The 26,512-nt window shown below is 69.2% G+C and carries 14 protein-coding genes; 10 read left to right on the top strand and 4 right to left on the bottom strand.

The genetic code is table 11. The annotated features are described in order from the left end of the window. Positions 1-543: 543 nt before the first annotated feature. Both rpoB and IE145_RS02985 read left to right on the top strand, forming a co-directional pair. On the top strand, positions 544-4,029 hold the full coding sequence (gene rpoB, locus IE145_RS02990) for a DNA-directed RNA polymerase subunit beta (RefSeq protein WP_065484994.1): 3,486 nt from the start codon (positions 544-546) through the stop codon (positions 4,027-4,029). A gap of 98 nt (positions 4,030-4,127) precedes the next feature. Continuing rightward, positions 4,128-8,027, top strand: a complete 3,900-nt coding sequence (locus IE145_RS02985; protein WP_006126878.1) for a DNA-directed RNA polymerase subunit beta' — start codon at positions 4,128-4,130, stop codon at positions 8,025-8,027. Positions 8,028-8,120: 93 nt separating this feature from the next. Here the strand turns inward: IE145_RS02985 and IE145_RS02980 are convergent, their stop codons facing one another. After that, a complete protein-coding gene (locus tag IE145_RS02980) occupies positions 8,121-8,393 on the bottom strand; it encodes a hypothetical protein (protein ID WP_189518468.1) in 273 nt (90 codons plus the stop codon). A 444-nt stretch (positions 8,394-8,837) separates the two neighbouring features. Between IE145_RS02980 and rpsL the strand changes: the two genes are divergently transcribed. The 4 genes from rpsL (at position 8,838) to tuf (ending at position 13,201) form a co-directional block, all read left to right on the top strand. After that, positions 8,838-9,209, top strand: coding sequence for a 30S ribosomal protein S12 (rpsL, locus tag IE145_RS02975; protein WP_003948652.1), 372 nt, complete (start codon positions 8,838-8,840; stop codon positions 9,207-9,209). A 2-nt stretch (positions 9,210-9,211) separates the two neighbouring features. Continuing rightward, positions 9,212-9,682: a 30S ribosomal protein S7 gene (rpsG, locus tag IE145_RS02970; protein ID WP_003966970.1), complete on the top strand. Its 471-nt coding sequence runs from the start codon at positions 9,212-9,214 to the stop codon at positions 9,680-9,682. Between the two features lie 38 nt (positions 9,683-9,720). Further along, a complete protein-coding gene (gene fusA, locus IE145_RS02965; RefSeq protein WP_069736450.1) occupies positions 9,721-11,850 on the top strand; it encodes an elongation factor G in 2,130 nt (709 codons plus the stop codon). Between the two features lie 157 nt (positions 11,851-12,007). Then, positions 12,008-13,201, top strand: coding sequence for an elongation factor Tu (gene tuf / locus IE145_RS02960; protein ID WP_189518467.1), 1,194 nt, complete (start codon positions 12,008-12,010; stop codon positions 13,199-13,201). Between the two features lie 96 nt (positions 13,202-13,297). Here tuf and IE145_RS02955 read toward each other — a convergent pair whose 3' ends face one another. After that, complete coding sequence (locus tag IE145_RS02955; RefSeq protein WP_189518465.1) at positions 13,298-14,416, bottom strand: sensor histidine kinase; 1,119 nt, start codon at positions 14,414-14,416, stop codon at positions 13,298-13,300. A 268-nt stretch (positions 14,417-14,684) separates the two neighbouring features. Between IE145_RS02955 and IE145_RS02950 the strand changes: the two genes are divergently transcribed. The 3 genes from IE145_RS02950 (at position 14,685) to IE145_RS02940 (ending at position 22,538) form a co-directional block, all read left to right on the top strand. Next, positions 14,685-20,912: a DNRLRE domain-containing protein gene (locus IE145_RS02950; protein ID WP_189518645.1), complete on the top strand. Its 6,228-nt coding sequence runs from the start codon at positions 14,685-14,687 to the stop codon at positions 20,910-20,912. A 103-nt stretch (positions 20,913-21,015) separates the two neighbouring features. Beyond that, positions 21,016-21,486 (top strand): hypothetical protein, encoded by a 471-nt coding sequence (locus tag IE145_RS02945; RefSeq protein WP_189518463.1) that lies wholly within the window; start codon positions 21,016-21,018, stop codon positions 21,484-21,486. A gap of 449 nt (positions 21,487-21,935) precedes the next feature. Beyond that, complete coding sequence (locus IE145_RS02940) at positions 21,936-22,538, top strand: response regulator (RefSeq protein ID WP_189518462.1); 603 nt, start codon at positions 21,936-21,938, stop codon at positions 22,536-22,538. Between the two features lie 94 nt (positions 22,539-22,632). On the opposite strand, the gene IE145_RS02935 is transcribed toward IE145_RS02940, so the two are convergent. Both IE145_RS02935 and IE145_RS02930 read right to left on the bottom strand, forming a co-directional pair. After that, complete coding sequence (locus IE145_RS02935; protein ID WP_189518461.1) at positions 22,633-23,358, bottom strand: S1 family peptidase; 726 nt, start codon at positions 23,356-23,358, stop codon at positions 22,633-22,635. Positions 23,359-23,470: 112 nt separating this feature from the next. Beyond that, positions 23,471-25,528, bottom strand: coding sequence for a PIG-L family deacetylase (locus tag IE145_RS02930; RefSeq protein ID WP_229825261.1), 2,058 nt, complete (start codon positions 25,526-25,528; stop codon positions 23,471-23,473). 664 nt (positions 25,529-26,192) lie between these two features. Between IE145_RS02930 and rpsJ the strand changes: the two genes are divergently transcribed. Further along, positions 26,193-26,501, top strand: coding sequence for a 30S ribosomal protein S10 (rpsJ, locus tag IE145_RS02925; RefSeq protein WP_003948644.1), 309 nt, complete (start codon positions 26,193-26,195; stop codon positions 26,499-26,501). Positions 26,502-26,512 lie beyond the last annotated feature (11 nt).

Raw genomic sequence — 26,512 nt, 5'->3', positions numbered from 1 at the left:
CCCTTCGGCGTGCCCGGGGCGGGTGCCTTGCTCTTCCGCCGGTGACGAGTAGGGTGATCTTCGCCGTGCGCCTCCCGCGGGCCCCTCCAGGGCGTCCCGCGGGGTTCCCGGGGGTGGCCGGTGAAGGCTCCTGGCGGGTCCGATCGGACCGGCGGGCCTTGACGAACCGGACGCGGCGCGCAATTCTCAGGACGCGTCATCACTTCGATCCGTATCCGAGGCATGGATCGAGAGTGAAGCGGGAAGTAAAGAAGCGCGCACCCCGCGCGAGGGCAAGACATAGGTGTTGAGAACAGCTGTTGCGAGCAACGTGGGTCTCTGAGAACCCCGACTGGACATCAGTGTGCCACTTGGCTACACTGACCCTTTGCGCTGCCTGTTAGCTGCCTCCTGCCCGTCACCAGGGGCATGCCCACGCTGAAGCACCGATGACCGACCCCCTCCGACCTGGTCGTTTACGACCGATTCGGAACGGCCTGTCTTTGTGTCCAGAGTGGGACCGGTACGCGCGTAGTGAGTCCGAGCCCTCGGAAGGACCCCCTCTTGGCCGCCTCGCGCAACGCCTCGACCGCGAATACGAACAACGGTGCCAGCACCGCCCCGCTGCGCATCTCTTTTGCAAAGATCAAGGAGCCCCTCGAGGTTCCGAACCTCCTCGCGCTGCAGACCGAGAGCTTTGACTGGCTCCTCGGCAACGCCGCCTGGAAGGCTCGCGTCGAGGCTGCTCTGGACAGTGGACAAGACGTCCCCACCAAGTCCGGCCTCGAGGAGATCTTCGAGGAGATCTCTCCGATCGAGGACTTCTCCGGGTCGATGTCGCTTACGTTCCGCGACCACCGCTTCGAGCCCCCGAAGAACTCGATCGACGAGTGCAAGGAGCGCGACTTCACGTTCGCCGCGCCGCTCTTCGTCACGGCCGAGTTCACCAACAACGAGACCGGCGAGATCAAGTCCCAGACGGTCTTCATGGGCGACTTCCCGCTCATGACCAACAAGGGCACCTTCGTCATCAACGGCACCGAGCGTGTCGTCGTGTCGCAGCTGGTCCGCTCGCCGGGTGTCTACTTCGACTCCTCCATCGACAAGACGTCCGACAAGGACATCTTCTCCGCCAAGATCATCCCCTCCCGGGGTGCCTGGCTGGAGATGGAGATCGACAAGCGCGACATGGTCGGTGTCCGCATCGACCGCAAGCGCAAGCAGTCCGTCACCGTCCTCCTGAAGGCTCTCGGCTGGACCACCGAGCAGATCCTCGAGGAGTTCGGCGAGTACGAGTCCATGCGCGCCACCCTGGAGAAGGACCACACCCAGGGCCAGGACGACGCACTGCTCGACATCTACCGCAAGCTGCGTCCGGGCGAGCCGCCGACCCGCGAGGCCGCTCAGACGCTGCTCGAGAACCTCTACTTCAACCCGAAGCGCTACGACCTCGCGAAGGTCGGCCGCTACAAGGTGAACAAGAAGCTCGGCGCCGATGAGCCGCTGGACGCCGGGGTGCTCACCACCGACGACGTCATCGCGACCATCAAGTACCTGGTCAAGCTGCACGCCGGTGAGACCGAGACGATCGGCGAGTCCGGCCGGGAGATCGTCGTCGAGACCGACGACATCGACCACTTCGGCAACCGTCGTCTGCGCAACGTCGGCGAGCTCATCCAGAACCAGGTCCGCACGGGCCTGGCGCGGATGGAGCGCGTCGTGCGCGAGCGCATGACGACCCAGGACGTCGAGGCGATCACGCCGCAGACCCTGATCAACATCCGGCCGGTCGTCGCCTCCATCAAGGAGTTCTTCGGCACCAGCCAGCTGTCGCAGTTCATGGACCAGAACAACCCGCTGTCGGGTCTCACCCACAAGCGCCGTCTGTCGGCTCTTGGTCCGGGTGGTCTCTCCCGTGAGCGGGCCGGCTTCGAGGTCCGAGACGTGCACCCGTCCCACTACGGACGCATGTGCCCGATCGAGACCCCCGAAGGCCCGAACATCGGTCTGATCGGTTCGCTCGCCTCGTACGGCCGCGTCAACGCGTTCGGCTTCATCGAGACGCCGTACCGCAAGGTCGTCGACGGCCAGGTCACCGACGACGTCGACTACATCACCGCCGACGAGGAGGACCGCTTCGTCATCGCCCAGGCGAACGCGACCCTCAACGACGAGCTGCGCTTCACCGAGCCGCGCGTCCTGGTCCGCCGCCGTGGGGGAGAGGTCGACTACGTCCCCGCGTCCGAGGTCGACTACATGGACGTCTCGCCGCGCCAGATGGTGTCCGTCGCCACCGCGATGATCCCCTTCCTGGAGCACGACGACGCCAACCGTGCCCTCATGGGCGCGAACATGATGCGTCAGGCGGTGCCGCTGATTAAGTCGGAGGCCCCGCTCGTCGGCACCGGCATGGAGTACCGCTGCGCCACCGACGCCGGCGACGTCCTCAAGGCCGAGAAGGACGGTGTGGTCCAGGAGGTCTCCGCGGACTACATCACCGTCACGAACGACGACGGCACGTACACCACGTACCGCATCGCCAAGTTCATGCGCTCCAACCAGGGCACCTCGGTCAACCAGAAGGTCGTCGTCTCCGAGGGCGACCGGATCGTGGCCGACCAGGTGCTCGCCGACGGACCGGCCACCGAGAACGGTGAGATGGCCCTCGGCAAGAACCTGCTCGTGGCGTTCATGCCGTGGGAGGGTCACAACTACGAGGACGCGATCATCCTGTCGCAGCGCCTCGTGCAGGACGACGTCCTCTCCTCGATCCACATCGAGGAGCACGAGGTCGACGCCCGTGACACCAAGCTCGGCCCCGAGGAGATCACCCGGGACATCCCGAACGTCTCCGAGGAGGTCCTCGCCGACCTCGACGAGCGCGGCATCATCCGCATCGGTGCCGAGGTCGTCGCCGGCGACATCCTCGTCGGCAAGGTCACGCCCAAGGGTGAGACCGAGCTGACCCCCGAGGAGCGCCTGCTCCGCGCGATCTTCGGTGAGAAGGCGCGCGAGGTGCGCGACACCTCGCTGAAGGTGCCGCACGGTGAGATCGGCAAGGTCATCGGCGTCCGCGTCTTCGACCGCGAAGAGGGCGACGAGCTGCCGCCGGGCGTGAACCAGCTGGTCCGCGTCTACGTCGCGCAGAAGCGCAAGATCACCGACGGTGACAAGCTCGCCGGCCGTCACGGCAACAAGGGCGTCATCTCCAAGATCCTGCCGATCGAGGACATGCCGTTCCTGGAGGACGGCACCCCGGTCGACATCATCCTCAACCCGCTGGGTGTCCCGTCCCGAATGAACCCGGGACAGGTCCTGGAGATCCACCTCGGCTGGCTCGCCAGCCGCGGCTGGGACGTCTCCGGCCTCGGTGACGAGTGGGCCAAGCGCCTGCAGGCCATCGGCGCCGACCAGGTCGCCCCCGGCACCAACGTCGCCACGCCCGTCTTCGACGGTGCGCGCGAGGACGAGATCTCCGGTCTCTTCGAGGCCACGATCCCCAACCGCGACGGCGACCGCCTGGTCCAGCCCTCCGGCAAGGCCCAGCTGTTCGACGGCCGCTCCGGCGAGCCGTTCCCGGACCCGGTCTCGGTCGGGTTCATGTACATCCTCAAGCTGCACCACCTGGTCGACGACAAGCTCCACGCGCGTTCGACCGGCCCGTACTCCATGATCACGCAGCAGCCGCTGGGTGGTAAGGCGCAGTTCGGTGGTCAGCGCTTCGGTGAGATGGAGGTGTGGGCCCTTGAGGCTTACGGCGCCGCGTACGCCCTCCAGGAGCTCCTGACGATCAAGTCCGACGACGTGACCGGCCGCGTGAAGGTCTACGAGGCCATCGTCAAGGGCGAGAACATCCCCGAGCCCGGCATTCCCGAGTCCTTCAAGGTGCTCATCAAGGAAATGCAGTCGCTCTGCCTCAACGTGGAGGTGCTGTCCTCGGACGGCATGTCCATCGAGATGCGCGACACGGACGAGGACGTCTTCCGCGCGGCGGAGGAGCTCGGTATCGACCTGTCCCGGCGCGAGCCGAGCAGCGTCGAAGAGGTCTGACGGGCCGGCCGGCCGCCTCACCCCGAGGCGGCCGGCCCTCCCCGGACCCGTTCAGACCATTGATTGAGACGAGACCCCGAAAGAGGGATTGACGACAAGTGCTCGACGTCAACTTCTTCGACGAGCTGCGGATCGGCCTTGCCACCGCGGACGACATCCGGACCTGGTCGCACGGCGAAGTCAAGAAGCCGGAGACCATCAACTACCGCACGCTCAAGCCCGAAAAGGACGGACTCTTCTGCGAGAAGATCTTCGGTCCGACCCGGGACTGGGAGTGCTACTGCGGCAAGTACAAGCGTGTCCGCTTCAAGGGCATCATCTGTGAGCGCTGCGGCGTCGAGGTCACGCGCGCCAAGGTGCGTCGTGAGCGGATGGGCCACATCGAGCTTGCCGCTCCCGTCACCCACATCTGGTACTTCAAGGGCGTTCCCTCGCGCCTGGGCTACCTGCTGGACCTCGCGCCGAAGGACCTGGAAAAGGTCATCTACTTCGCCGCGTACATGATCACGTTCGTGGACGAGGAGCGTCGTACCCGCGACCTGCCGTCCCTGGAGGCCCACGTCTCCGTCGAGCGCCAGCAGACCGAGAACCGCCGCGACGCCGACCTGGAGGCCCGGGCCAAGAAGCTCGAGACCGACCTGGCCGAGCTGGAGGCCGAGGGCGCCAAGGCCGACGTGCGCCGCAAGGTGCGCGAGGGCGCCGAGCGTGAGATGAAGCAGCTGCGCGACCGTGCGCAGCGCGAGATCGACCGCCTCGACGAGGTGTGGAGCCGCTTCAAGAACCTCAAGGTCCAGGACCTGGAGGGCGACGAGCTGCTCTACCGCGAGCTGCGTGACCGCTTCGGCACGTACTTCGACGGCTGCATGGGCGCCGCCGCGCTGCAGAAGCGCCTGGAGTCCTTCGACCTCGACGAGGAGGCCGAGCGCCTCCGCGAGATCATCCGTACCGGCAAGGGCCAGAAGAAGACCCGTGCGCTCAAGCGCCTCAAGGTCGTCTCCGCGTTCCTGCAGACCAGCAACAAGCCCAAGGGCATGGTGCTCGACTGCGTGCCGGTCATCCCACCGGACCTGCGTCCGATGGTGCAGCTGGACGGTGGCCGCTTCGCGACCTCCGACCTGAACGACCTGTACCGCCGTGTGATCAACCGCAACAACCGCCTCAAGCGTCTCCTTGACCTCGGCGCCCCCGAGATCATCGTGAACAACGAGAAGCGGATGCTGCAGGAGGCCGTCGACGCGCTGTTCGACAACGGCCGCCGCGGTCGCCCCGTCACCGGTCCCGGCAACCGCCCGCTGAAGTCCCTGAGCGACATGCTCAAGGGCAAGCAGGGTCGTTTCCGTCAGAACCTCCTCGGCAAGCGTGTGGACTACTCCGCGCGTTCCGTGATCGTCGTCGGTCCGCAGCTCAAGCTGCACCAGTGCGGTCTGCCGAAGGCGATGGCGCTGGAGCTCTTCAAGCCGTTCGTGATGAAGCGCCTGGTGGACCTGAACCACGCGCAGAACATCAAGTCGGCCAAGCGCATGGTCGAGCGCGGCCGCACCGTCGTGTACGACGTCCTCGAAGAGGTCATCGCCGAGCACCCGGTGCTGCTGAACCGTGCGCCCACCCTGCACCGCCTCGGCATCCAGGCCTTCGAGCCGCAGCTGGTCGAGGGCAAGGCCATCCAGATCCACCCGCTCGTCTGCACCGCGTTCAACGCGGACTTCGACGGTGACCAGATGGCCGTGCACCTGCCGCTCTCCGCGGAGGCGCAGGCCGAGGCCCGCATCCTGATGCTGTCCTCGAACAACATCCTGAAGCCGGCCGACGGCCGTCCCGTCACCATGCCGACCCAGGACATGGTGCTGGGCCTCTTCTTCCTCACCACGGACGACGAGGGCCGCGACGTCAAGGGCGCGGACCGCGCGTTCGGCTCCACGGCCGAGGCCACCATGGCCTTCGACGCCCGCGAGCTGTCGCTCCAGGCGAAGGTCGACATCCGCTTCCCGGTCGGCACCATGCCGCCGCGTGGCTGGGTGCCGCCGGTCGCCGAGGAGGGCGAGCCGGAGTACCAGCCCGGTGACACCTTCCGGCTGCGGACCACCCTGGGCCGTGCGCTCTTCAACGAGCTGCTGCCCGAGGACTACCCCTTCGTCGACTACTCGGTGGGCAAGAAGCAGCTCTCCGAGATCGTCAACGACCTGGCCGAGCGCTACCCCAAGGTCATCGTGGCGGCGACGCTCGACAACCTGAAGGCGGCGGGCTTCCACTGGGCGACCCGTTCGGGCGTCACCGTGGCCATCTCCGACGTCGTCGTGCCCGAGGCCAAGAAGGCCATCGTCAAGGGCTACGAGGAGCAGGACGAGAAGGTCCAGAAGCAGTACGAGCGCGGTCTGATCACCAAGGACGAGCGCACGCAGGAGCTCATCGCGATCTGGACCAAGGCGACCAACGAGGTCGCCGAGGCGATGAACGCGAACTTCCCGAAGACGAACCCCATCTTCATGATGGTCGACTCGGGTGCCCGAGGAAACATGATGCAGATGCGTCAGATCGCGGGTATGCGTGGTCTGGTGTCGAACGCCAAGAACGAGACGATTCCCCGTCCCATCAAGGCGTCCTTCCGCGAGGGCCTCACCGTTCTGGAGTACTTCATCTCCACGCACGGTGCCCGTAAGGGTCTGGCGGACACCGCCCTGCGTACCGCCGACTCGGGTTACCTGACCCGTCGTCTGGTGGACGTCTCGCAGGACGTGATCATCCGCGAGGAGGACTGCGGCACCGACCGCGGCCTGAAGCTGAAGATCGCGGTCAAGGGCGCCGACGGCGTGCTCCGCAAGACGGACGACGTCGAGACCTCGGTCTACGCCCGCATGCTCGCCGAGGACGTCGTGGTGGACGGCAAGGTCATCGCGCCTGCCAACGTCGACCTCGGTGACGTCCTGATCGACGCCCTGGTGGGCGCCGGCGTCGAGGAGGTCAAGACCCGCTCGGTCCTGACCTGTGAGTCCGCGGTCGGCACCTGTGCCTTCTGCTACGGACGCTCGCTCGCCACCGGCAAGCTGGTCGACATCGGTGAGGCGGTCGGCATCATCGCCGCCCAGTCCATCGGTGAGCCCGGTACCCAGCTGACGATGCGTACCTTCCACACCGGTGGTGTGGCCGGTGACGACATCACCCAGGGTCTGCCCCGTGTCGTCGAGCTCTTCGAGGCCCGTACGCCGAAGGGTGTCGCCCCGATCTCCGAGGCCAAGGGCCGCGTGCGGATCGAGGAGACCGAGAAGACCAAGAAGCTCGTCGTCACCCCGGACGACGGCAGCGACGAGACGGCGTTCCCGATCTCGAAGCGTGCCCGTCTCCTGGTCGGCGAGGGCGACGCGGTCGAGGTGGGCCAGAAGCTCACCGTCGGTGCGACCAACCCGCACGACGTGCTGCGCATCCTCGGCCAGCGTGCGGTCCAGGTCCACCTGGTCGGCGAAGTCCAGAAGGTCTACAACTCGCAGGGCGTGTCGATCCACGACAAGCACATCGAGATCATCATCCGGCAGATGCTCCGCCGCGTGACGATCATCGAGTCCGGCGACGCGGAGCTGCTGCCGGGCGAGCTGGTCGAGCGGTCGAAGTTCGAGACCGAGAACCGTCGTGTGGTCACCGAGGGCGGTCACCCCGCCTCCGGCCGTCCGCAGCTGATGGGTATCACCAAGGCCTCGCTCGCCACCGAGTCGTGGCTGTCGGCGGCGTCCTTCCAGGAGACGACCAGGGTCCTGACCGACGCGGCGATCAACGCCAAGTCGGACTCCCTGATCGGCCTCAAGGAGAACGTCATCATCGGTAAGCTCATCCCGGCCGGTACGGGCCTGTCCCGCTACCGCAACATCCGGGTCGAGCCGACCGAGGAGGCCAAGGCCGCGATGTACTCGGCCGTCGGCTACGACGACATCGACTACTCGCCGTTCGGCACGGGCTCCGGCCAGGCCGTTCCGCTGGAGGACTACGACTACGGTCCGTACAACCAGTAAGCGAGTCGCTTGAACGCCTGAGGGCGGCCACCCCGGAAGGTTCCGGGGTGGCCGCCCTCAGGCGTTGTGCCGCCCCAGGCTCCTGGGCGGTCTCTACCGGCCCAGCAGGGCGTGGTGGACCCGGAGCAGGGCGCGGGTGCCCACGGCCAGCAGAGGGGGCACGTCGGGCAGCGGGACCCGGCGGGCCAGGGCCAGGACGTCCACGACGATCGCGTAGTCGTCGACGACGGACTGCGGCAGGCCGGGCGTGCTCATGGCCGGGGCGTAGGCGGAAGCGGCGTCACCGTATTCGATGACGGCCAGACTGATGTCGGTGTCGAGTGCGCTCGGTGCCGGGGTTACGGGGTCACGGTGGTCGGCTGTCACGTGGGACCTCCTGGGGCCGGGCCGGTCGCGTGGACCGGCCGGTCTGGTCGGCTGACCGCATTGTCCGGCAGGGTGGGACAGGGCGGTCAGGCGGTAAAGACGCTGCCTTCGCGGCGCCTGGTTGCCGGGATCCGGCAATCGCCCGGACCCCGGACGGCCAGGCGTTCCGGCCCGTCGCCGGTGGTCGGCGGTCCCGCCCCGCGGGCGTGGACAGCATTTGTTTTGACCCAGCTCCGTGAGGTAGGTACGCTCAAGCCTTGTGCCTGGGGTGTGCCTGGGCTCGTGTGCGTGTCCTCAACCGCAGCGCGAGTCCGTCAGTGGCCACCGCAATCTGCGCCCCTTCTGCCCCAGGGCGGGAGTCCGCAGTATTCGACACACCCGACCGCGTGGGTCGGCGATGTTCCAGGTTAGTTTCACGAACGGCACACAGAAACCGGAGAAGTAGTGCCTACGATCCAGCAGCTGGTCCGGAAGGGCCGGCAGGACAAGGTCGAGAAGAACAAGACGCCCGCGCTCGAGGGTTCGCCCCAGCGTCGCGGTGTCTGCACGCGTGTGTTCACGACCACCCCGAAGAAGCCGAACTCGGCGCTCCGTAAGGTCGCGCGTGTGCGTCTGACCTCCGGCATCGAGGTCACGGCCTACATCCCGGGTGAGGGACACAACCTGCAGGAGCACTCCATCGTGCTCGTGCGTGGTGGCCGTGTGAAGGACCTGCCGGGTGTTCGTTACAAGATCATCCGCGGTTCGCTCGACACCCAGGGTGTCAAGAACCGCAAGCAGGCCCGCAGCCGCTACGGCGCCAAGAAGGAGAAGTAAGAATGCCTCGTAAGGGCCCCGCCCCGAAGCGCCCGGTCATCATCGACCCGGTCTACAGCTCTCCTCTTGTCACCTCGCTGATCAACAAGATCCTTCTCGACGGCAAGCGTTCCACCGCCGAGCGGATCGTGTACGGCGCCATGGAAGGCCTCCGCGAGAAGACCGGCAACGACCCGGTCATCACGCTGAAGCGCGCGCTTGAGAACGTCAAGCCCTCGCTCGAGGTCAAGTCCCGCCGTGTCGGTGGCGCCACCTACCAGGTGCCGATCGAGGTCAAGCCCGGTCGCGCCTCCACCCTCGCTCTGCGCTGGCTCGTCGGTTACTCCCGCGCCCGCCGCGAGAAGACCATGACCGAGCGCCTCATGAACGAACTGCTCGACGCCTCCAACGGCCTCGGCGCTTCGGTCAAGAAGCGTGAGGACACCCACAAGATGGCCGAGTCCAACAAGGCCTTCGCGCACTACCGCTGGTAGTCGCTACCCCCATCGAGACCGAGAGAAGACTGAGCCTTATGGCCACCACTTCGCTTGACCTGGCCAAGGTCCGCAACATTGGGATCATGGCCCACATCGACGCGGGCAAGACGACCACCACTGAGCGGATCCTCTTCTACACCGGTGTGAGCTACAAGATCGGTGAAGTCCACGACGGCGCTGCCACGATGGACTGGATGGAGCAGGAGCAGGAGCGCGGCATCACGATCACGTCCGCCGCGACGACCTGCCACTGGCCGCTCAACAATGTTGACCACACCATCAACATCATCGACACCCCGGGTCACGTCGACTTCACCGTCGAGGTGGAGCGTTCGCTCCGCGTCCTCGACGGCGCCGTCACCGTGTTCGACGGTGTCGCGGGCGTCGAGCCGCAGTCCGAGACCGTTTGGCGTCAGGCGGACCGCTACGGCGTGCCGCGTATCTGCTTCGTCAACAAGCTCGACCGCACCGGTGCGGACTTCTTCCGCTGCGTCGAGATGATCGTGGACCGCCTCGGCGCGACCCCGATCGTCATGCAGCTCCCCATCGGCGCCGAAGCGGACTTCACGGGCGTCGTCGACCTCGTGTCGATGAAGGCCTTCGTGTACCCCGAAGAGGCCGCCAAGGGCGAGATGTACAACATCGTCGACATCCCGGACAACCTGAAGGAGTCCGCCGCCGAGTGGCGCGGCAAGCTCCTGGAGGCCGTGGCCGAGAACGACGACGCCATGATGGAGCTGTACCTGGAGGGCAACGAGCCCACCCAGGAGCAGCTGCACGAGGCGATCCGCCGCATCACCCTGGCGTCGAAGGGTGGCGCCGACTCCGTCACCGTCACCCCGGTGTTCTGTGGCACCGCGTTCAAGAACAAGGGCGTCCAGCCCCTGCTCGACGCGGTCGTCCGCTACCTGCCCTCCCCCCTGGACGTCGAGGCCATCGAGGGCCACGACGTCAAGGACCCCGAGGCCGTCATCAAGCGCAAGCCCTCGGACGACGAGCCGTTCTCCGGCCTGGCGTTCAAGATCGCGAGCGACCCGCACCTCGGCAAGCTCACCTTCGTCCGGATCTACTCCGGTCGCCTGGAGGCCGGCACCGCGGTGCTGAACTCCGTCAAGGGCAAGAAGGAGCGCATCGGCAAGATCTACCGTATGCACGCGAACAAGCGTGAGGAGATCCAGTCGGTGGGCGCGGGCGACATCATCGCCGTCATGGGCCTGAAGCAGACCACCACCGGTGAGACGCTGTGTGACGACAAGAACCCGGTCATCCTGGAGTCCATGGACTTCCCGGCGCCGGTCATTCAGGTCGCCATCGAGCCCAAGTCCAAGGGTGACCAGGAGAAGCTGGGTGTCGCCATCCAGCGCCTCTCGGAGGAGGACCCCTCCTTCCAGGTGCACTCCGACGAGGAGACCGGCCAGACCATCATCGGTGGTATGGGCGAGCTTCACCTCGAGGTGCTCGTCGACCGCATGAAGCGCGAGTTCCGCGTCGAGGCGAACGTCGGCAAGCCCCAGGTCGCCTACCGCGAGACGATCCGCAAGGCCGTCGAGCGGATCGACTTCACGCACAAGAAGCAGACTGGTGGTACCGGCCAGTTCGCGAAGGTGCAGATCGCGATCGAGCCGATCGAGGGCGGCGACGCCTCGTACGAGTTCGTCAACAAGGTCACCGGTGGCCGCATCCCCCGTGAGTACATTCCCTCGGTGGACGCGGGTGCTCAGGAAGCCATGCAGTTCGGCATCCTGGCCGGTTACGAGATGGTCGGCGTCCGCGTCACCCTTCTCGACGGTGGTTACCACGAGGTCGACTCCTCGGAGCTCGCCTTCAAGATCGCCGGTTCGCAGGCGTTCAAGGAGGGTGCCCGCAAGGCCTCTCCCGTGCTCCTCGAGCCGATGATGGCCGTCGAGGTCACCACGCCCGAGGACTACATGGGCGATGTCATCGGCGACCTCAACTCCCGCCGTGGCCAGATCCAGGCCATGGAGGAGCGCAGCGGCGCTCGCGTCGTGAAGGGCCTCGTGCCCCTCTCGGAGATGTTCGGCTACGTCGGAGACCTCCGCAGCAAGACCTCGGGTCGCGCAAGCTACTCGATGCAGTTCGACTCCTACGCCGAGGTTCCGCGGAACGTCGCCGAGGAGATCATCGCGAAGGCCAAGGGCGAGTAACTCTCCCGAGCTCACGCTTTAGGCTTGTCACCGGAGCCTGGTGGGCATCGGGCACAGCGCGCGAGCACTGTGCCCGATGTCCCCGGCGCCGGCACCCCAGCAAAGATCACCTGGCGCCGATGAAGCAAGGCGTACAGAACCACTCAGGAGGACCCCAGTGGCGAAGGCAAAGTTCGAGCGGACTAAGCCCCACGTCAACATCGGCACCATCGGTCACATCGACCACGGTAAGACGACCCTCACGGCCGCCATTACCAAGGTGCTGCACGACGCGTACCCGGAGCTGAACGAGGCCTCGGCCTTCGACCAGATCGACAAGGCTCCCGAAGAGCGCCAGCGCGGTATCACCATCTCCATCGCGCACGTCGAGTACCAGACGGAGTCGCGTCACTACGCGCACGTCGACTGCCCGGGTCACGCGGACTACATCAAGAACATGATCACGGGTGCCGCGCAGATGGACGGCGCCATCCTCGTGGTCGCCGCCACCGACGGCCCGATGCCGCAGACCAAGGAGCACGTGCTCCTGGCCCGCCAGGTCGGCGTTCCGTACATCGTCGTCGCCCTGAACAAGGCCGACATGGTGGACGACGAGGAGATCCTGGAGCTCGTCGAGCTCGAGGTCCGTGAGCTCCTCTCCGAGTACGAGTTCCCGGGCGACGACGTTCCGGTCGTCAAGGTCTCGGCGCTCAAGGCGCTCGAGGGCGACAAGGAGTGGGGCGAGTCCGTCCTCAACCTGATGAAGGCCGTCGACGAGGCCATCCCGCAGCCCGAGCGTGACGTCGACAAGCCGTTCCTGATGCCGATCGAGGACGTCTTCACGATCACCGGTCGTGGCACCGTCGTCACCGGTCGTATCGAGCGCGGCATCCTGAAGGTCAACGAGACCGTCGACATCGTCGGTATCAAGCAGGAGAAGACCACCACCACGGTCACCGGCATCGAGATGTTCCGCAAGCTGCTCGACGAGGGCCAGGCCGGTGAGAACGTCGGTCTGCTCCTCCGTGGCATCAAGCGCGAGGACGTCGAGCGCGGCCAGGTCATCATCAAGCCGGGTTCGGTCACGCCGCACACCGAGTTCGAGGCGCAGTCCTACATCCTGTCGAAGGACGAGGGTGGCCGTCACACCCCCTTCTTCAACAACTACCGCCCGCAGTTCTACTTCCGTACCACGGACGTGACCGGCGTTGTGACCCTCCCCGAGGGCACCGAGATGGTCATGCCGGGCGACAACACCGTCATGAGCGTCCAGCTGATCCAGCCGGTCGCCATGGAGGAGGGCCTGAAGTTCGCCATCCGTGAGGGTGGCCGGACCGTCGGCGCCGGCCAGGTCACCAAGATCGTCAAGTAGTTTCTGCTTGGCCTTCGGCCTGGTAGCTCGCTGAGCTGCAAGAAGGGCCCCGCACCTCGCAAGAGGAGCGGGGCCCTTCGCCGTGTCCGCCGGACCCTACGGACGCGCCGCCGCGGCTTCTGCCCGCGGGACGGCCGCCGTCAGGGTGAAGATCCCGTCCTCGGCCGCGACGGTGAACACCCCGTCCAGAGCGAGGACGCGGCTCCTGAGCCCCAGCAGGCCCGTACCGGGCCGCCCGGCCTCCGGCGCGGCGGGCCCGGCCTCCCCCGCGCCGTCGTTGCGGACCGTCAGCCGGGCCCCCGTGCCGTCCGTGTGCAGGGCGATCTCGCAGTGGGTGGCCCGGCTGTGCTGGAGAACGTTGCCCGCCGCCTCGCGCAGGACGAAGCGCAGGCAGCCGGTGATCGCCGGGTCGAGCTCGGTGCGCGGCGGCAGCGCGGTCCGCACCTCCACGCCGGAGGCGGTGAGCACCCTTTGGACATGGACCAGTTCCTCGGCGAGGGACAGGCCGCCATCCGGTCGGCTGATCGTCCGCACGTCGTCGTGGAGCCGCCGGGCCAGTGCGACGATCTCGGTGAGTGCGGCGCGTTCCCGGTCCGAAGCGGCCGACGTGCCGCTGTCACGCAGCGCGGCCTCTCCCTGGAGGGCGATCGCCGTCAGCGACGAGCCGACCAGATCATGCAGGTCCTGCCGCATCCGGGCCAGCTCCCGTTGCTCGGCCAGGTGTGTCGTGTGCTCCCTGTGGGCGCTCAGCCGGGCCGTGAGCAGCGCGAGGTGGGCCACCGCGAAGACCGTGCTGGCGGTGATGGCCGTGCCGAGGAGCACGCTGAGCATGCTGCGGTCGGTGGTGATCAGTCCGGCGGTGGCCAGCACCGGCCCACTGACCCCGACCGCCAGGGCGAGGGGTACGGAGGTGCTCGGCGGCAGGGTCAGCAGGACCGCCCCGGCCAGAAAGCCCAGCAGGCTCAGCCACCGGTAGTGGAAGAGCAGCAGCGGGAGGTAGGTGAGCACCGCCTGGACGAGCAGCAGCCCCCACCGCCAGCGGTAGGGCAGCCGGTAGGGCGGCGGTGCGTACTGGCCCAGCATGACCGCGGGCATCAGCACCAGCACGGTGAGGCCGGCTACCACCGTTCGTCTGCCGAGGGGCGATGACGCCACGTCCAGGGCGACCAGCGAGAGGGACCCGACCACCAGGACGGCCATCGCTCCGAAGGCCACCCCCGCACCTTGCGGTGCACCCCGCCACAGGCCCACGGGCCGGCGCGTCCCGCCTCCCACCGGTGGCATCTCGTGTGTCCGGGTTCGTGAAACCTTCACTTCTGCACCACGGTCCCCCCTGCTTTGATCGCCTCTGTTTCATGTCCACTACAACAGAAGGTTGTCGAACGTGTCGGAGCACATACCTCCCGCGCAGGAGTGGGAGGGCTCATCGTTGGCCCTGCAGCGGCGAAGACGGCTTCTCCCGAGAATCGCCCTCGGCGCGGCCATGGTGCTGGCGGTGGAGATGGCCCTGATGACGGAGAGCGGCCAGGCCGTGGCCCTCACCCAGCAGGCGCCGAAGGCCCCGGTCGAGGAGAAGCCGGTACCCGAAGGGCCCCGCGAAGCCGCGGACGTCCTGTCGGCGAAGGTGGCCGCCAAGCTGTACGGCAAGCGGGTGGAGGCGCTCTCCGAGCGCACCGAGACCTCCACGACGTGGGTGAACAAGGACGGTTCGCTCACCACCGAGCTGGCTGCTGGTCCGGTCCGCTTCGAGGAGGACGGCGCCTGGACGGACGTCGACGTCGAACTCCGTGAGACGGCCGGGGGCGGAGTCGAGGCCAAGGCCCACCCGAACGGTCTGAGTCTGGCGGGCAGGGGCGGTGCGCTGCCGCGTTCGCTGCGTGAGGCGGACAAGGCCCCCGCACGTGACCTGGTCACCCTCGGCGAGGGCGACGAGCGCATCACCCTCCAGTGGAAGGGCGGACTGCCCGCCCCCGAACTGGACGGGACGCGGGCCACCTACGCGGACGCGCTGCCGGGCGCCGACGTCATCGTCGAATCGACCCGTACGGGCTTCGAGCAGTACGTCGAGATCAAGAAGCGTCCGGCCGAGGGGTACGCGTACACCCTGCCGCTCAAGGCCAAGGGGCTGACGGCGAAGGAGCAGGCGGACGGCAGTGTGCTGTTCACCGACCGGAAGAACAAGAAGCGGGCCCTGATGCCCGCGCCGGTGATGTGGGACGCCACGGTCGACAAGGTCTCGGGCGAGCCCACGCGCCGGGTGCCGGTGGCGATGAAGGTGGTGTCCAAGAAGGGCTCCGTCGACCTGGTCGTCACCCCGGACGCGGAGTTCCTCGCCGATCCGAAGACGCAGTACCCGGTGACGGTGGACCCGTCCACCTCCTCCCTGTCCAGCGTCTTCGACACGTACGTCCAGCAGGGCGAGACCCGTGACTGGTCCTCCGACGTCGAGCTGGACTTCGGCAACCCGGGCACGAAGAACCCCGACGGCACGCCGCGTACGGCCCAGTCCTTCATCACCTGGAACACCGCGCCGATCGCCGATGCCCTGGTCTCCAGCGCCAAGCTGAGCCTGTGGAACTTCCACTCGGCCAACACCACCTGCGCCCTGCAGCCGTGGCAGGTCTGGTCCTCGCCCGCCGCGACGACGGCCAGCCGGTGGACCAACCGGCCGACGATGACCGCGCTGAAGGCGGAATCCACCGAGACGCGGGGCAACGCCGACTGCACCACGCAGCCGGACGGCTGGATCAACGCGAACGTGACCACGCTGGCCCAGGAGTGGGCCGCGGCCAAGGCCGCCCGCGGCCACCTGGGCATCCGGGCCAAGAGCGAGACCACGGTCGCCCAGTGGAAGCGGGTCAACTCCGCCAACGCCGCGAAGAACCCGCCGAAGCTGACAGTGACGTACAACTACCGGCCGCGCACGGGCACCCAGCAGGAGGCCGGCCCGCCGTTCTTCTCCTACGCCGGCCTGTACATGGTCAACACCCTGACGCCGACCCTGCGCGACACCTTCGTCGACGCCGACGGTGACAAGGTCAACGGCACCTTCCAGATCTTCGACAACGCCACGAACACGCAGGTGGGCTCGCCGATCGTGTCGAAGTTCGTCGCGTCCGGGCAGGCCGCGTCGGTGACCGTCCCGGCGGGGCTGCTGGCCGAGGGCAAGACGTACAAGTTCCGTACGAGCCCCTACGACGGCACGCACTACAACACCGGCTGGTCGGCGTGGAAGACCTTCACGGTCGACACCAAGGCCCCCTCCGCGCCCACGAAGGTCGTCTCCACCGACTACCCCACCGGGCAGTGGGTCAGGGGTGAGGGGCAGCCGGGCGTCTTCACGGTCACCCCGCCGAGCGGGTCCGACCACAACTGGCTGGAGTGGTCCCTCGACGGTGTGGCCTGGACCAAGGTCGCCACCGGCGGTTCCACCGCGAACAAGGCGATCACCGTCACCCCGCCCAAGAACGGCAGCCACACCCTCTCGGTGCGGTCGGTCGACAAGTCGGACAACAAGTCCGAGGCGGTGGAGTACGTCTTCCACGCGGGCTCGGGCGGCTTCGTCCAGCCCTCGGAGGGTGAGCGGACCGCGCGCCGGCTGCCGCTGGTCGCCGAGGCCGAGGCCGGCAAGTACAACGCCGTCTCCTTCTCCTGGCGCCGCTCCGAGGCCGACCCCTGGGTGCGGATCCCCGTCGGGGACGTCACCTCCGGCGGCAGCGCGCTCACGGCCTGGCCGGTCCCCCTGACCAACGGCAAGAACGCGCCGCTGGTGTGGAACGCCTCCAGCACCGTCGACCCGGACGGCACGATCCAGCTCAAGGCCGACTTCACCGGCCCGAACTCCGCCACCAGCAGCACCGTGCCGCTGACCGCCGTCATCGACCGCAACGCGGACGGTGCGGCCACCACCGAGGTGGGGCCGGGCTCGGTCAATCTGCTGACCGGCAATTACACGCTCTCCGAGACCGACGTGTCGCTCTTCGACCTGTCGGTGTCCCGCACGGCGGCCTCGCGCACCCCGAACCGGGGCGCGGACCAGGAGGGCCAGGTCGCGATCTTCGGCAAGGAGTGGGTCTCGGGCACCGCCGCCGAGGCCACCGAGTCCGACTACAGCCATATCCGGCGGATCTCCGACACCGCGGTCGACGTGGTGCTGGAGGAGGGCGACGCGATCCACTTCACCGCGAACGCGGCGAAGACCGCGTGGGTTCCGGAGCCCGGCTCCGAGGACCTGACCCTCAAGGGCAGCGTGAGCGGCACGTTCACGCTCTCCGACACCGAGGGAACGGTCACCACCTTCGCCAAGGCGGACGCCGCGGCAACCACCTGGCAGGTGTCCAGCGTCCTGGACGACGGCCTGACGAACTCCACGACCAAGGTGGTCTCCGAGACCGTCACGGTCGACGGCAAGAAGCTGGCCCGTCCGAAGCGGATCATCGCCCCGACCACGGCCGCCACCACGGCCGCGTGCGAGACGACGCCCGCCACCAAGGGCTGCAAGGTCCTGGAGTTCGTCTACGCGACGACCACGACGGCCACCGGCACGGAGACGAACTCCCAGTTCGGCGACTTCACCGGCCAGGTCCGCGAGATCCGCGCCTGGACCACCAGCCCCGGCGCCTCCGCCGCCACGGCCACCGCCATGGCGACGTACCGCTACGACTCCAACGGCAGCCTGCGCCAGCAGTGGGACCCGAGGCTGAGCCAGTCCTCCCAGACCCAGTACGCCTACCACGCCGGCCGGGTCACCTGGATGCAGCAGCAGAGCCGGCTCCCGTACACCTTCACCTACGGCAACGCCGGGGCCGGGACGGTCGCCGGCGACGGCATGCTGCTGAAGTCCTCCCGGCAGGCCCTGAAGCAGGGCACCGCTGCCACGGTGGAGGGCAACGCCGTCACCAGCATCGTCTACGGCGTGCCGCTCACCGGGACCAAGGCGCCGCACGCCATGGGCGCGGCCGAGGTGCGTGCCTGGGGCCAGACGGACGTACCCAGTGACGCCACCGCGGTGTTCCCCGCCGACGCGGTCCCCTCGTCCCACGCGGGAGCGGACCTCACGGCCGAAGGTTACCGACGTGCCACCGTCATCTACCTCAACGCCTCGGGGCGGACGGTCAACACGGCGGCTCCGGGCGGGCACATCACCACCACCGAGTACGACCGGTTCGGCAACACGGTCCGTGAACTGACCGCGGGCAACCGGGAGCTGGCGCTGGGCGCGGGCGAGGAGCACCAGGACGTGCTCACCGACCTGGGGCTCAGCTCGATGCCGTCGGCCGAGCGGGCGCAGCTGCTCTCGACCGTCTCCCTCCACGACGAGGCGGGAGTGCGCAAGACCGAGCAGTTCGGCCCGATCCACCGGGTGGACCTCACCGAGGACCTCAAGGACGGTTCCACGGTCCTGGTGCGTGCCGGCACCTCGGTACCGGCACGGTCCTGGACGGTCAACGAGTACGACGAGGGCCGTCCCACCGACGGCACGGCAAAGGCGAAGAACCAGCTGACCCTGGCCGTCACCGGTGTCCGGGTGCGCGACTACTACGGAGTCATGGCGGAAAAGCGCCTCACCGCGACCCAGTACGACTGGGGCAAGGGCGTGCCCACCCTGACCGTCCAGGACCCGGGCGGCCTCGGCATCACCACGAGCACCGGGTACGACGCCCAGGGCCGGGTCACCTCCCAGGTGCTGCCCGGCGGTACGGGCGACGACGCGGCCAGCCGCATCACCGAGTACTGGTCGGCCACGGGCACCGGCTGGTGCAAGGGCCGGCCCGAGTGGGCGGACCAGCCGTGCTGGACCGGCCCGGCCGGTGACGTCGCCGGTGGCGGCTCCCAGCCCGCCAAGCTGCCCAACACGACGACGGAGTACGACCGCTGGGGCAACCCCGCCGTGGTGACGGACGAGGTCGGCGGGGTCACCCGGACGACCACGACGACGTACGACGCCGCCGGGCGCAAGATCCACGAGGCGGTGACGGGCGGCCTGGGCCAGGCGGTTCCGGCGACCACCACCGAGTACGACCCGGCCACCGGGGCGATCGTCAAGGTCACCTCGCCCACCGGCGGAACGATCACCACCGCCTACGACCTGCTGGGCCGGCAGATCTCCTACACCGACGCCGACGGTGGCGTCACGAAGACCGAGTACGACCTGCTCGACCGGAAGGTCAAGGAGAGCGACTCCGTCCCCTCCTCGGTGACGTACACCTACGACCACGCGGTCGAGCCGCGCGGTCTCGCCACCGCCAGGACCGACTCCGTCGCGGGGACCTTCCGCTCCTCCTACGACGCCGACGGCTCGGCCGCGACGGAGAAGCTGCCCGGCGGATACACCCTGCGGATCACCGAGGACGCCACCGGGACGGCGGTCAACCGCACGTACACGCGGGACAGCGACGCCACCACCGTCTTCACCGACTCGATCACCCGCAACGCCCACGGACAGGTCGCCACTCATGGCGGCTGGTCGAGCCAGAGCTACGGCTACGACCCGGCGGGGCGGCTGACGCGGGTCGAGGACACCGTGAACGGGGAGTGCACCCGGCGTGGTTACGCGTTCGACCAGCGCTCCAACCGCACCTCGCTGACCACCGCGACCGCGGCTCCGGGCGCCGACTGCCCCACGGGCGGCGGCACCACGGTGAGTCACACCTACGACAGCGCCGACCGGCTGCTCGACGCCGGCTACGGCTACGACGCGTTCGGCCGGACGACGGCGCTGCCCGGCGCCACGATCGGCTACCACGCCAACGACCTGGTCCACCGCCAGACGGCCGACGGCCGGCGGCAGACCTGGGAGCTGGACGCGAGCCTGCGCTTCCGCTCCTGGAAGGTCGAGACCGGCGGCGGAACGACCTGGACGCCGTCCGAGTCCAAGATCAACCACTATGACGGTGACGGTGACAACCCCCGCTGGATCGTGGAGGACACCACTACCGGCGAGCTGACCCGCAATGTCGATTCGGCCGCCGGGGACCTCGGCGCGACCACGGGGAAGTCCGGCGGCACGGCGCTCCAGTTCTCGACGCTCCACGGCGACGTGGCTCTCGTCCTCCCGCTCGACGCCCTCCAGGCGCCGACGGCCCTGGACGCCGACGAGTACGGCAACAGCCGCGCGGGACAGGCACCGGCCCGCTACGGCTGGCTCGGGGCCAAGCAGCGCTCGGCCGAGACGCTCACCGGTCTCACCCTCATGGGCGTCCGCCTCTACAACCCGGCCACCGGCCGCTTCCTCTCCAGCGATCCTGTCTACGGGGGGAGCGCCAACGCCTACGAGTACGGATACGCCGACCCCGTCAACAAGTTCGACCTCGACGGGAAGTGGGTGCCTCTCGTCGTCTTCGGCGTCCGGGCGGCGGTAGCGTGCTTCCGGTACTGCAAGAAGGCGTACAAGGCTGCCAAGTACGCCTACCGCGGTTACAAATGGGGCAAGTCCATGCGTCGTGCCCGCTCCGTCGGAAGGCACCGCAAGGCACCCCGGTACAGCTGGGGCCGGGTGGCCAACCGGGGACGTCAGGCAGTCCGCTGCGGCATGCAGGGCGGCGCCCTGCTGACGCTCGGAGGCGCGGCCTACGGCGCCTATCGTTACGGTCCGAGAGGCTCCGGCACCTATGCGGGGTACGGCGCCGCCTACGGGTCCCTGACAGGGTTCGCCTACGGCTTGGGCCGCAGGGCGTCAGCGCGCAGATGCTCCGGTTTCGGGCACAGGTAACCGTCCATTCCGCGCCGGGCCCCACCGAGGGGCCCGGCGTGTCCCGGGCGGCGACGCCCGACCCGCGACCCGCACCGCGCAGGCGGAGCAGAAAGGAAGACCCTTGAGGAAAGGGAACAGGCCCGCCAACCGCATCGCGGTGGCGGGCACGGCGGGAGCGCTCTACGCCTTCCTCTGCGGCATCGACACAGTGAAGGCGCGGGAGCGGGGGGAGCCCGAGGGATACTTCGACGTCCTGGCGAGCGCGGCCCCGATCCCGATGGCCGTGGTCCTCCTCTACTGCGCTCTCTCGCCCCTGGTGTGGCCGGTCCTCATATCCGCCGACGCGAGGGTCCGACCGCTTCGGCTCTCCGATCGGCTGCGCTCTCTCGTCTTCCACTGGGGGGCGACGATTCTCGCGGTGGTGCTGGCGGGCTGGCTCGGCGACGCGTCCCCGGGAGCCCTGCTGTCCGGGTTCCTCCGTTCCGCCGGAGGCCTCACGCTTCTGGGGGCGTCGGCGGTGTTCTGCCTGCTCTCCCCGTTCGTGCTGCCGGTCCTCTGGGAATCTCGGGAACCCCGGCCCTCGGAGGACTGACGACGCCGGCAGCGGCGCGGGCCCCCCCTTCTCCGCTCTCCGCCGCCGACGAGCGTCTGACCGGGCCCCGCCCGGCACACCCGCCGCGGGGCCCCGCACCCCGGCACGGCCATGAGGCCCGTGCCGGGGTGCGGTGCGTCCTGACCACGTGAAGATGTCACTCCTCCCGACCGTCCTGACGTGATCGGATACGCCGGTACGGATACGGGCGAGGGGCGAGGACGCGGTGGCGGGGCGGGCGGCGGGGCGCGAGATCGGGGCGGTCCGGGCGATGGCGGTGGCCGTGTACGCGGCGGCCGTCGCGGCCTCGGTGCTCGCGGGGCCCTGGGTGCTGGTGCTGTTCCTGCCCGCGCTGATCGGCTCGGTGGCGGCGGTCCGGTTGGTGCGCCGGGGCGTACTGGGGGATGAAGCGACTCGGAGGGTCCGAACGGCCTGCGACAATCGGTCGGATGATCAAGGTGCTGGTGGTCGACGACCATGACGTGGTGCGGTCAGGACTCACGGTGCTTCTGACGGCCGAACTGGGCATCGAGGTGGTCGGCCAGGCCGCGGACGGTCCGTCCGCCTCAGCCGAGGCGGAGAGACTGGGCCCGGACGTCGTGCTGCTCGACATCGATCTGTGCGGGACGGACGGGATCGCGGTCGCCGCGGGGCTCGCGGAACGGCTCCCCGCCTGCCGGGTGCTGATGCTCACCGCCCTCGACCGTCCGGGTCATCTGCGCCGGGCCCTGGCCGCCGGGGCCGCCGGGTACCTGCTCAAGAGCACCGCACCGGCGCGGATCGCCGACGCGGTCCGGCGGATCGCCGCGGGGGGCCGGGTCATCGACGACCGGATGCGCGGGGAGGAGCGGACCGGCCCGTGCCCGCTCACCGACAAGGAGGCCGAGGCCCTGCGGCTGGCCGCCGGCGGGGCGCACTCCCGGGAGATCGCCGCCGAACTCTTCCTCAGTGTGGGCACCGTCCGCAACCGGCTCTCCTCCGCGGTCGGGAAGCTCCACGCCCGTACGCTCGTCGACGCCGTCCGGATCGCCACGCACCAGGGCTGGCTGTAGGGCCCCGGTACCTCGGGCGGTGAGGTACGGGGGCCCTACGGTTCAGGGGGACGGCGGACCGGTCAGGTGCCCGCCGTCCCGGGTGGGCGTCCGGTCAGACGCCCGCGATCGACTGGATCCAGGAGCGGTAGGCGGTGACGTTGGTGTACGCCGTCGTGGTCTGCCGGTCGCTGGTGGAGGCGACGCCGACCTGGACGCCGTTCAGCGTCATCGGGCCGCCGGAGTCCCCGCCGGCGGTGATGCCGTCGCCGCGGCGGGCGCAGATCGCCGAGCCGCCGTACGCGTCACCGCAGCCGCCGGTGACCGTCACGTTGGCCACCTTCAGGTAGCGCGACTGGCAGTTCGCCTCCGAGCCGCACCGCGAGGTCGCGCCCCAGCCCCAGACCTGCACGTTCTGCCCGACACGGACCGTGCCGGGCTGCCCGAGGCGGGAGTAGGTCGTCTGCACGGAGCGGTCCAGTCGGACCAGGGAGATGTCCGCGCTGTGGTTGTACGTCTGGACGCCGTTGGCCACCACGCCGCCGCTGTGCTGGTCGAGGCTGCCGATGCGGAACGACAGGCCGCCGCCGGAGACGCAGTGCCGCGCGGTGAGGATCCAGGTCGGGGCGATGATCGTCGCCGAACAGGTCTCTCTGCCGTTCGAGAAGAGCCGGGCGGCCCAGGGCGCGTTCTGGGCGTAGCCGCCGCCGATGATCTGGGTGGTGGGCGGCGGGGCGTCCTGGAGCGGCGGCGCGGGTGCGGCCGTCGCGGACGGTGCGAAGAGCGAGAGGACGCAGGCCGCTGCTGCGGCGACAGCGGGCATGAGCCGGGATATGCGCATGATGCCTCGTTTCGCGCGACACGCTGGGTGGGCGTGTCCGTGGGGGATGGTGGGCAACAGGGTGCCGGAGCGCGATGAGGGCGGGGTACTAACGTTTGGCCATAACGCGGCGTTATGGGGCGGGAGTTGGGGAAGCCGGGCTCTTCCGCGGGCGCCAGGCCCAGGGCGCCGCGTCCGGGCCGAGGCCCACGACGACCGGCCGGCCGTCCGCCGCGTCCAGGTGGAGCGCGGCGCCGTCCAGGGCGACCGGGCCCCGCGACCGTACGACGGCTCCCTCTGCGGTACGCAGCTGGATCCGGCCCTCCGCGGTCCGGCCGAGCAGGACCGGGCCGGCCGCCGACGCGGCGGTGGTCACCGGACCGTACCCCCCGAATCGGGGTGCGGGGGCGGCGTCGGCGCGCACGGCCACGAGCTGTTCCCGCGCGGCGGGCCGGTAGTAGAGGTCCACGGACCCGTCGGGCGCGGGGAGTGCGCCGGGCGCGTGCGCGGGGACGGGGGAGCCGGTGAGCTGGGTACGGGCGGTGACATCGGTCCCCGGGGCGTCCTGGGTCCAGTGGTGCACGGCGTGGTGCCCGGCCGCGTACACGTGGACGCGCCCCGCCGTGTCCACGACGGCGGTCAGCCCGTCCTGGATCTCGCCGCCGCCCATGTCCCGCCAGCCGCTCCAGCGGCCGGTGACCGCGTCCCGCACCCGGGTGCTGAGCCCCTTCTCCGCGTTCCGTACGAAGAGGTGGACGCGGCCGTCGGGGGCGGTGACGGCGACCGGGGTTCCGATGCGGCGGCCGTGGTCGGGGCCCGTGGCGGGGTTGCCGAGGCCCCGCCAGGCGAGGAAGGGGCCGTCGGGGGAGCGCTGCTCCAGGAGCACGATCTCGCGTTCGTTGTCGGCGCCGTGCCCGCCGAGCGCCGCGAACCGCAGCCCGAACAGCAGCTGCCGGCCGTCCGCCGTCGTCGCGGCGCCCAGCACCGGGGCGAGCGGCCCGCCGCCGAGGTCGTCCGGCGCGTCCCAGACGCCGCTGCCGGGCGCGCCCTCACGCCACCGGACGGCGCGCAGCCCGAGCACCCCGTAGGCGGTGAGCCGGCCGGCCGCCCCGGTGGCGACCTGGGCGCGGGGGCCCGGGTAGCGGTGGTGGGTGGAGCGGACCCAGCCCTTGCGGTTGGTGAGCGGCCGGTCGCCGCCCACGTTGTAGTCCCCGCAGCCGGAGGGGTTGCCGCACTCCCAGTCGGGGGCGCCGCCGTACGGGACGAGGTGGGCGGCCTTGCGCTCCAGCACGGCGGGCGGCAGGTTCTTGGGCCAGTGCCGGTTGTAGTACCCCCGGAACGCGGCGACGACGAACCCGGGCACCGGCTCCCCGCGTCCGGTCGCCCGGGCCACCCAGCGGATCAGGGCGGCCCAGGCGAAGCCCCCGGCCGCCGTGTGGTCGGCATGGTCGGAGTACCCGCGCTGCTCGCTGTCCCGGCGGCGTTCGTACTCGCTGCTGAACTGGAGGTCCGGGTCCGGGTCGAGGGTGTGCACGACGGTCGGCCGGTACTGCTCCAGCAGTCCGGTAAGGACGTCGATCAGCGACTCGTACGTATACGAACCGGCGCGCTCCAGAGGGGAGTTGTCGGCTACGACGGTACGCAGCACGAGTCGGCGGTCCCGCCAGAGGCTGGGCAGCCCGGGGCGGCCGCGCCCGGTGTGCATCGCGGTGTTGAGGAACACCAGCTCGACGCGGCGCACGCCGTCTGTAAGGACGTCGACCTCGGCCCGGTGGCCGCCGTGCAGAGTCGCCACCGACTTCTGCCAGGGCGTGAACCGGTCGAGCCCGAGCAGCTCGGCGTACGCCTGGCGCAGACCCTGATGGCGGGAGGAGGAGTACGCCGCACGGTCGGGGGCCGGGCGGGGCGCGCCGGGGATCTTGTTGACGCCGTCCGCCTCGCCCGCGGTGAGGTACACGCAGACCAGCGGGGTCCCGGCGTCCAGGGCCTCACGGGTGTCCGGGTTCATGAAGTAGAGGTCGTCGTCCGGGTGGGCCAGCAGTTGCAGGACCAGGGCCCGCCGGGTGCTCGCTATGGCCAGCCCGGGCGCCGGGTCCGCCTCCGGCCCGCGCCGCCGGGGAGCGGGCACCGCACACCCGGCGGTGGCGGCGGCGCCGGCCGCGAGGAGCAGGGTGCGCCGGGGTATCCGCATCCGGGACAGGACAGGTCGATCCACCACGCCGCGCACTCCGTCCGCTCCCGCTTCCCCCGCAGCGGGCGAACGGCCGCCCTGTCCTGCGTCACTCCCGACTCTTCGGGCAGGTCAGCGGCTGTCGGGCCGCGCCTGCGGGGGAGTAGACGGACGGCGGGGCGGGCGGGTTGCCCGGTCAGGGTGTGGGGTTGCGCACCAGGAAGACGTCGACGGAGTGCTCGGTCCCTCGCGGGGGCCTTGGAGGGTCCGGTGCGGCCGGATGCGCGTCCGCGTTTGATCACGCGCCCGCTCGGGGTAGGATTCCCGACTCGATTGGCCAGGCCCGCGCCCCGTATGGCACACTGACCAGGTTGCTCGGTTGAGTGTCAATGCTGCGCGCCTCCCGCCGGGAGGACCGGAAGCGAGTCCCACAGTACTCGTCGGCCCTGCAGGGCCGGACGTACGGGAATCTTCCGGGAAGCAATGCAGGGCGCCGGCCAGGCACCCGGTGGGTGTTCCGCCCCCGGTTCCGCGGTCCTCGGGCCCGCACCCCCTTGGTTGGGATCTTCTTCGGGAGATTTTCGTAGAGGGGATGCGACACGCCCGACCGCGTGGGTCGGAGGGGGAGTCCAGAGAACCCCTGGGTTCCAGAGCGTTAAACAGAGAGACAGGACTACTAGTAGCCATGGCGGGACAGAAGATCCGCATCCGGCTCAAGGCCTACGACCACGAGGTCATCGACTCCTCGGCGAAGAAGATCGTCGAGACGGTGACCCGCACTGGTGCGTCGGTCGCGGGCCCGGTGCCGCTGCCCACTGAGAAGAACGTGTACTGCGTCATCAAGTCGCCGCACAAGTACAAGGACTCTCGCGAGCACTTCGAGATGCGCACCCACAAGCGCCTCATCGACATCCTCGACCCCACGCCGAAGACGGTTGACTCGCTGATGCGTCTCGACCTGCCGGCCGGCGTCGACATCGAGATCAAGCTCTGAGGGGACGGGCC

It is taken from the genome of Streptomyces sindenensis, assembly GCF_014649035.1.
GTDB lineage: Bacteria > Actinomycetota > Actinomycetes > Streptomycetales > Streptomycetaceae > Streptomyces > Streptomyces sindenensis.
This window is presented reverse-complemented; position numbering and strand designations above follow the sequence as displayed.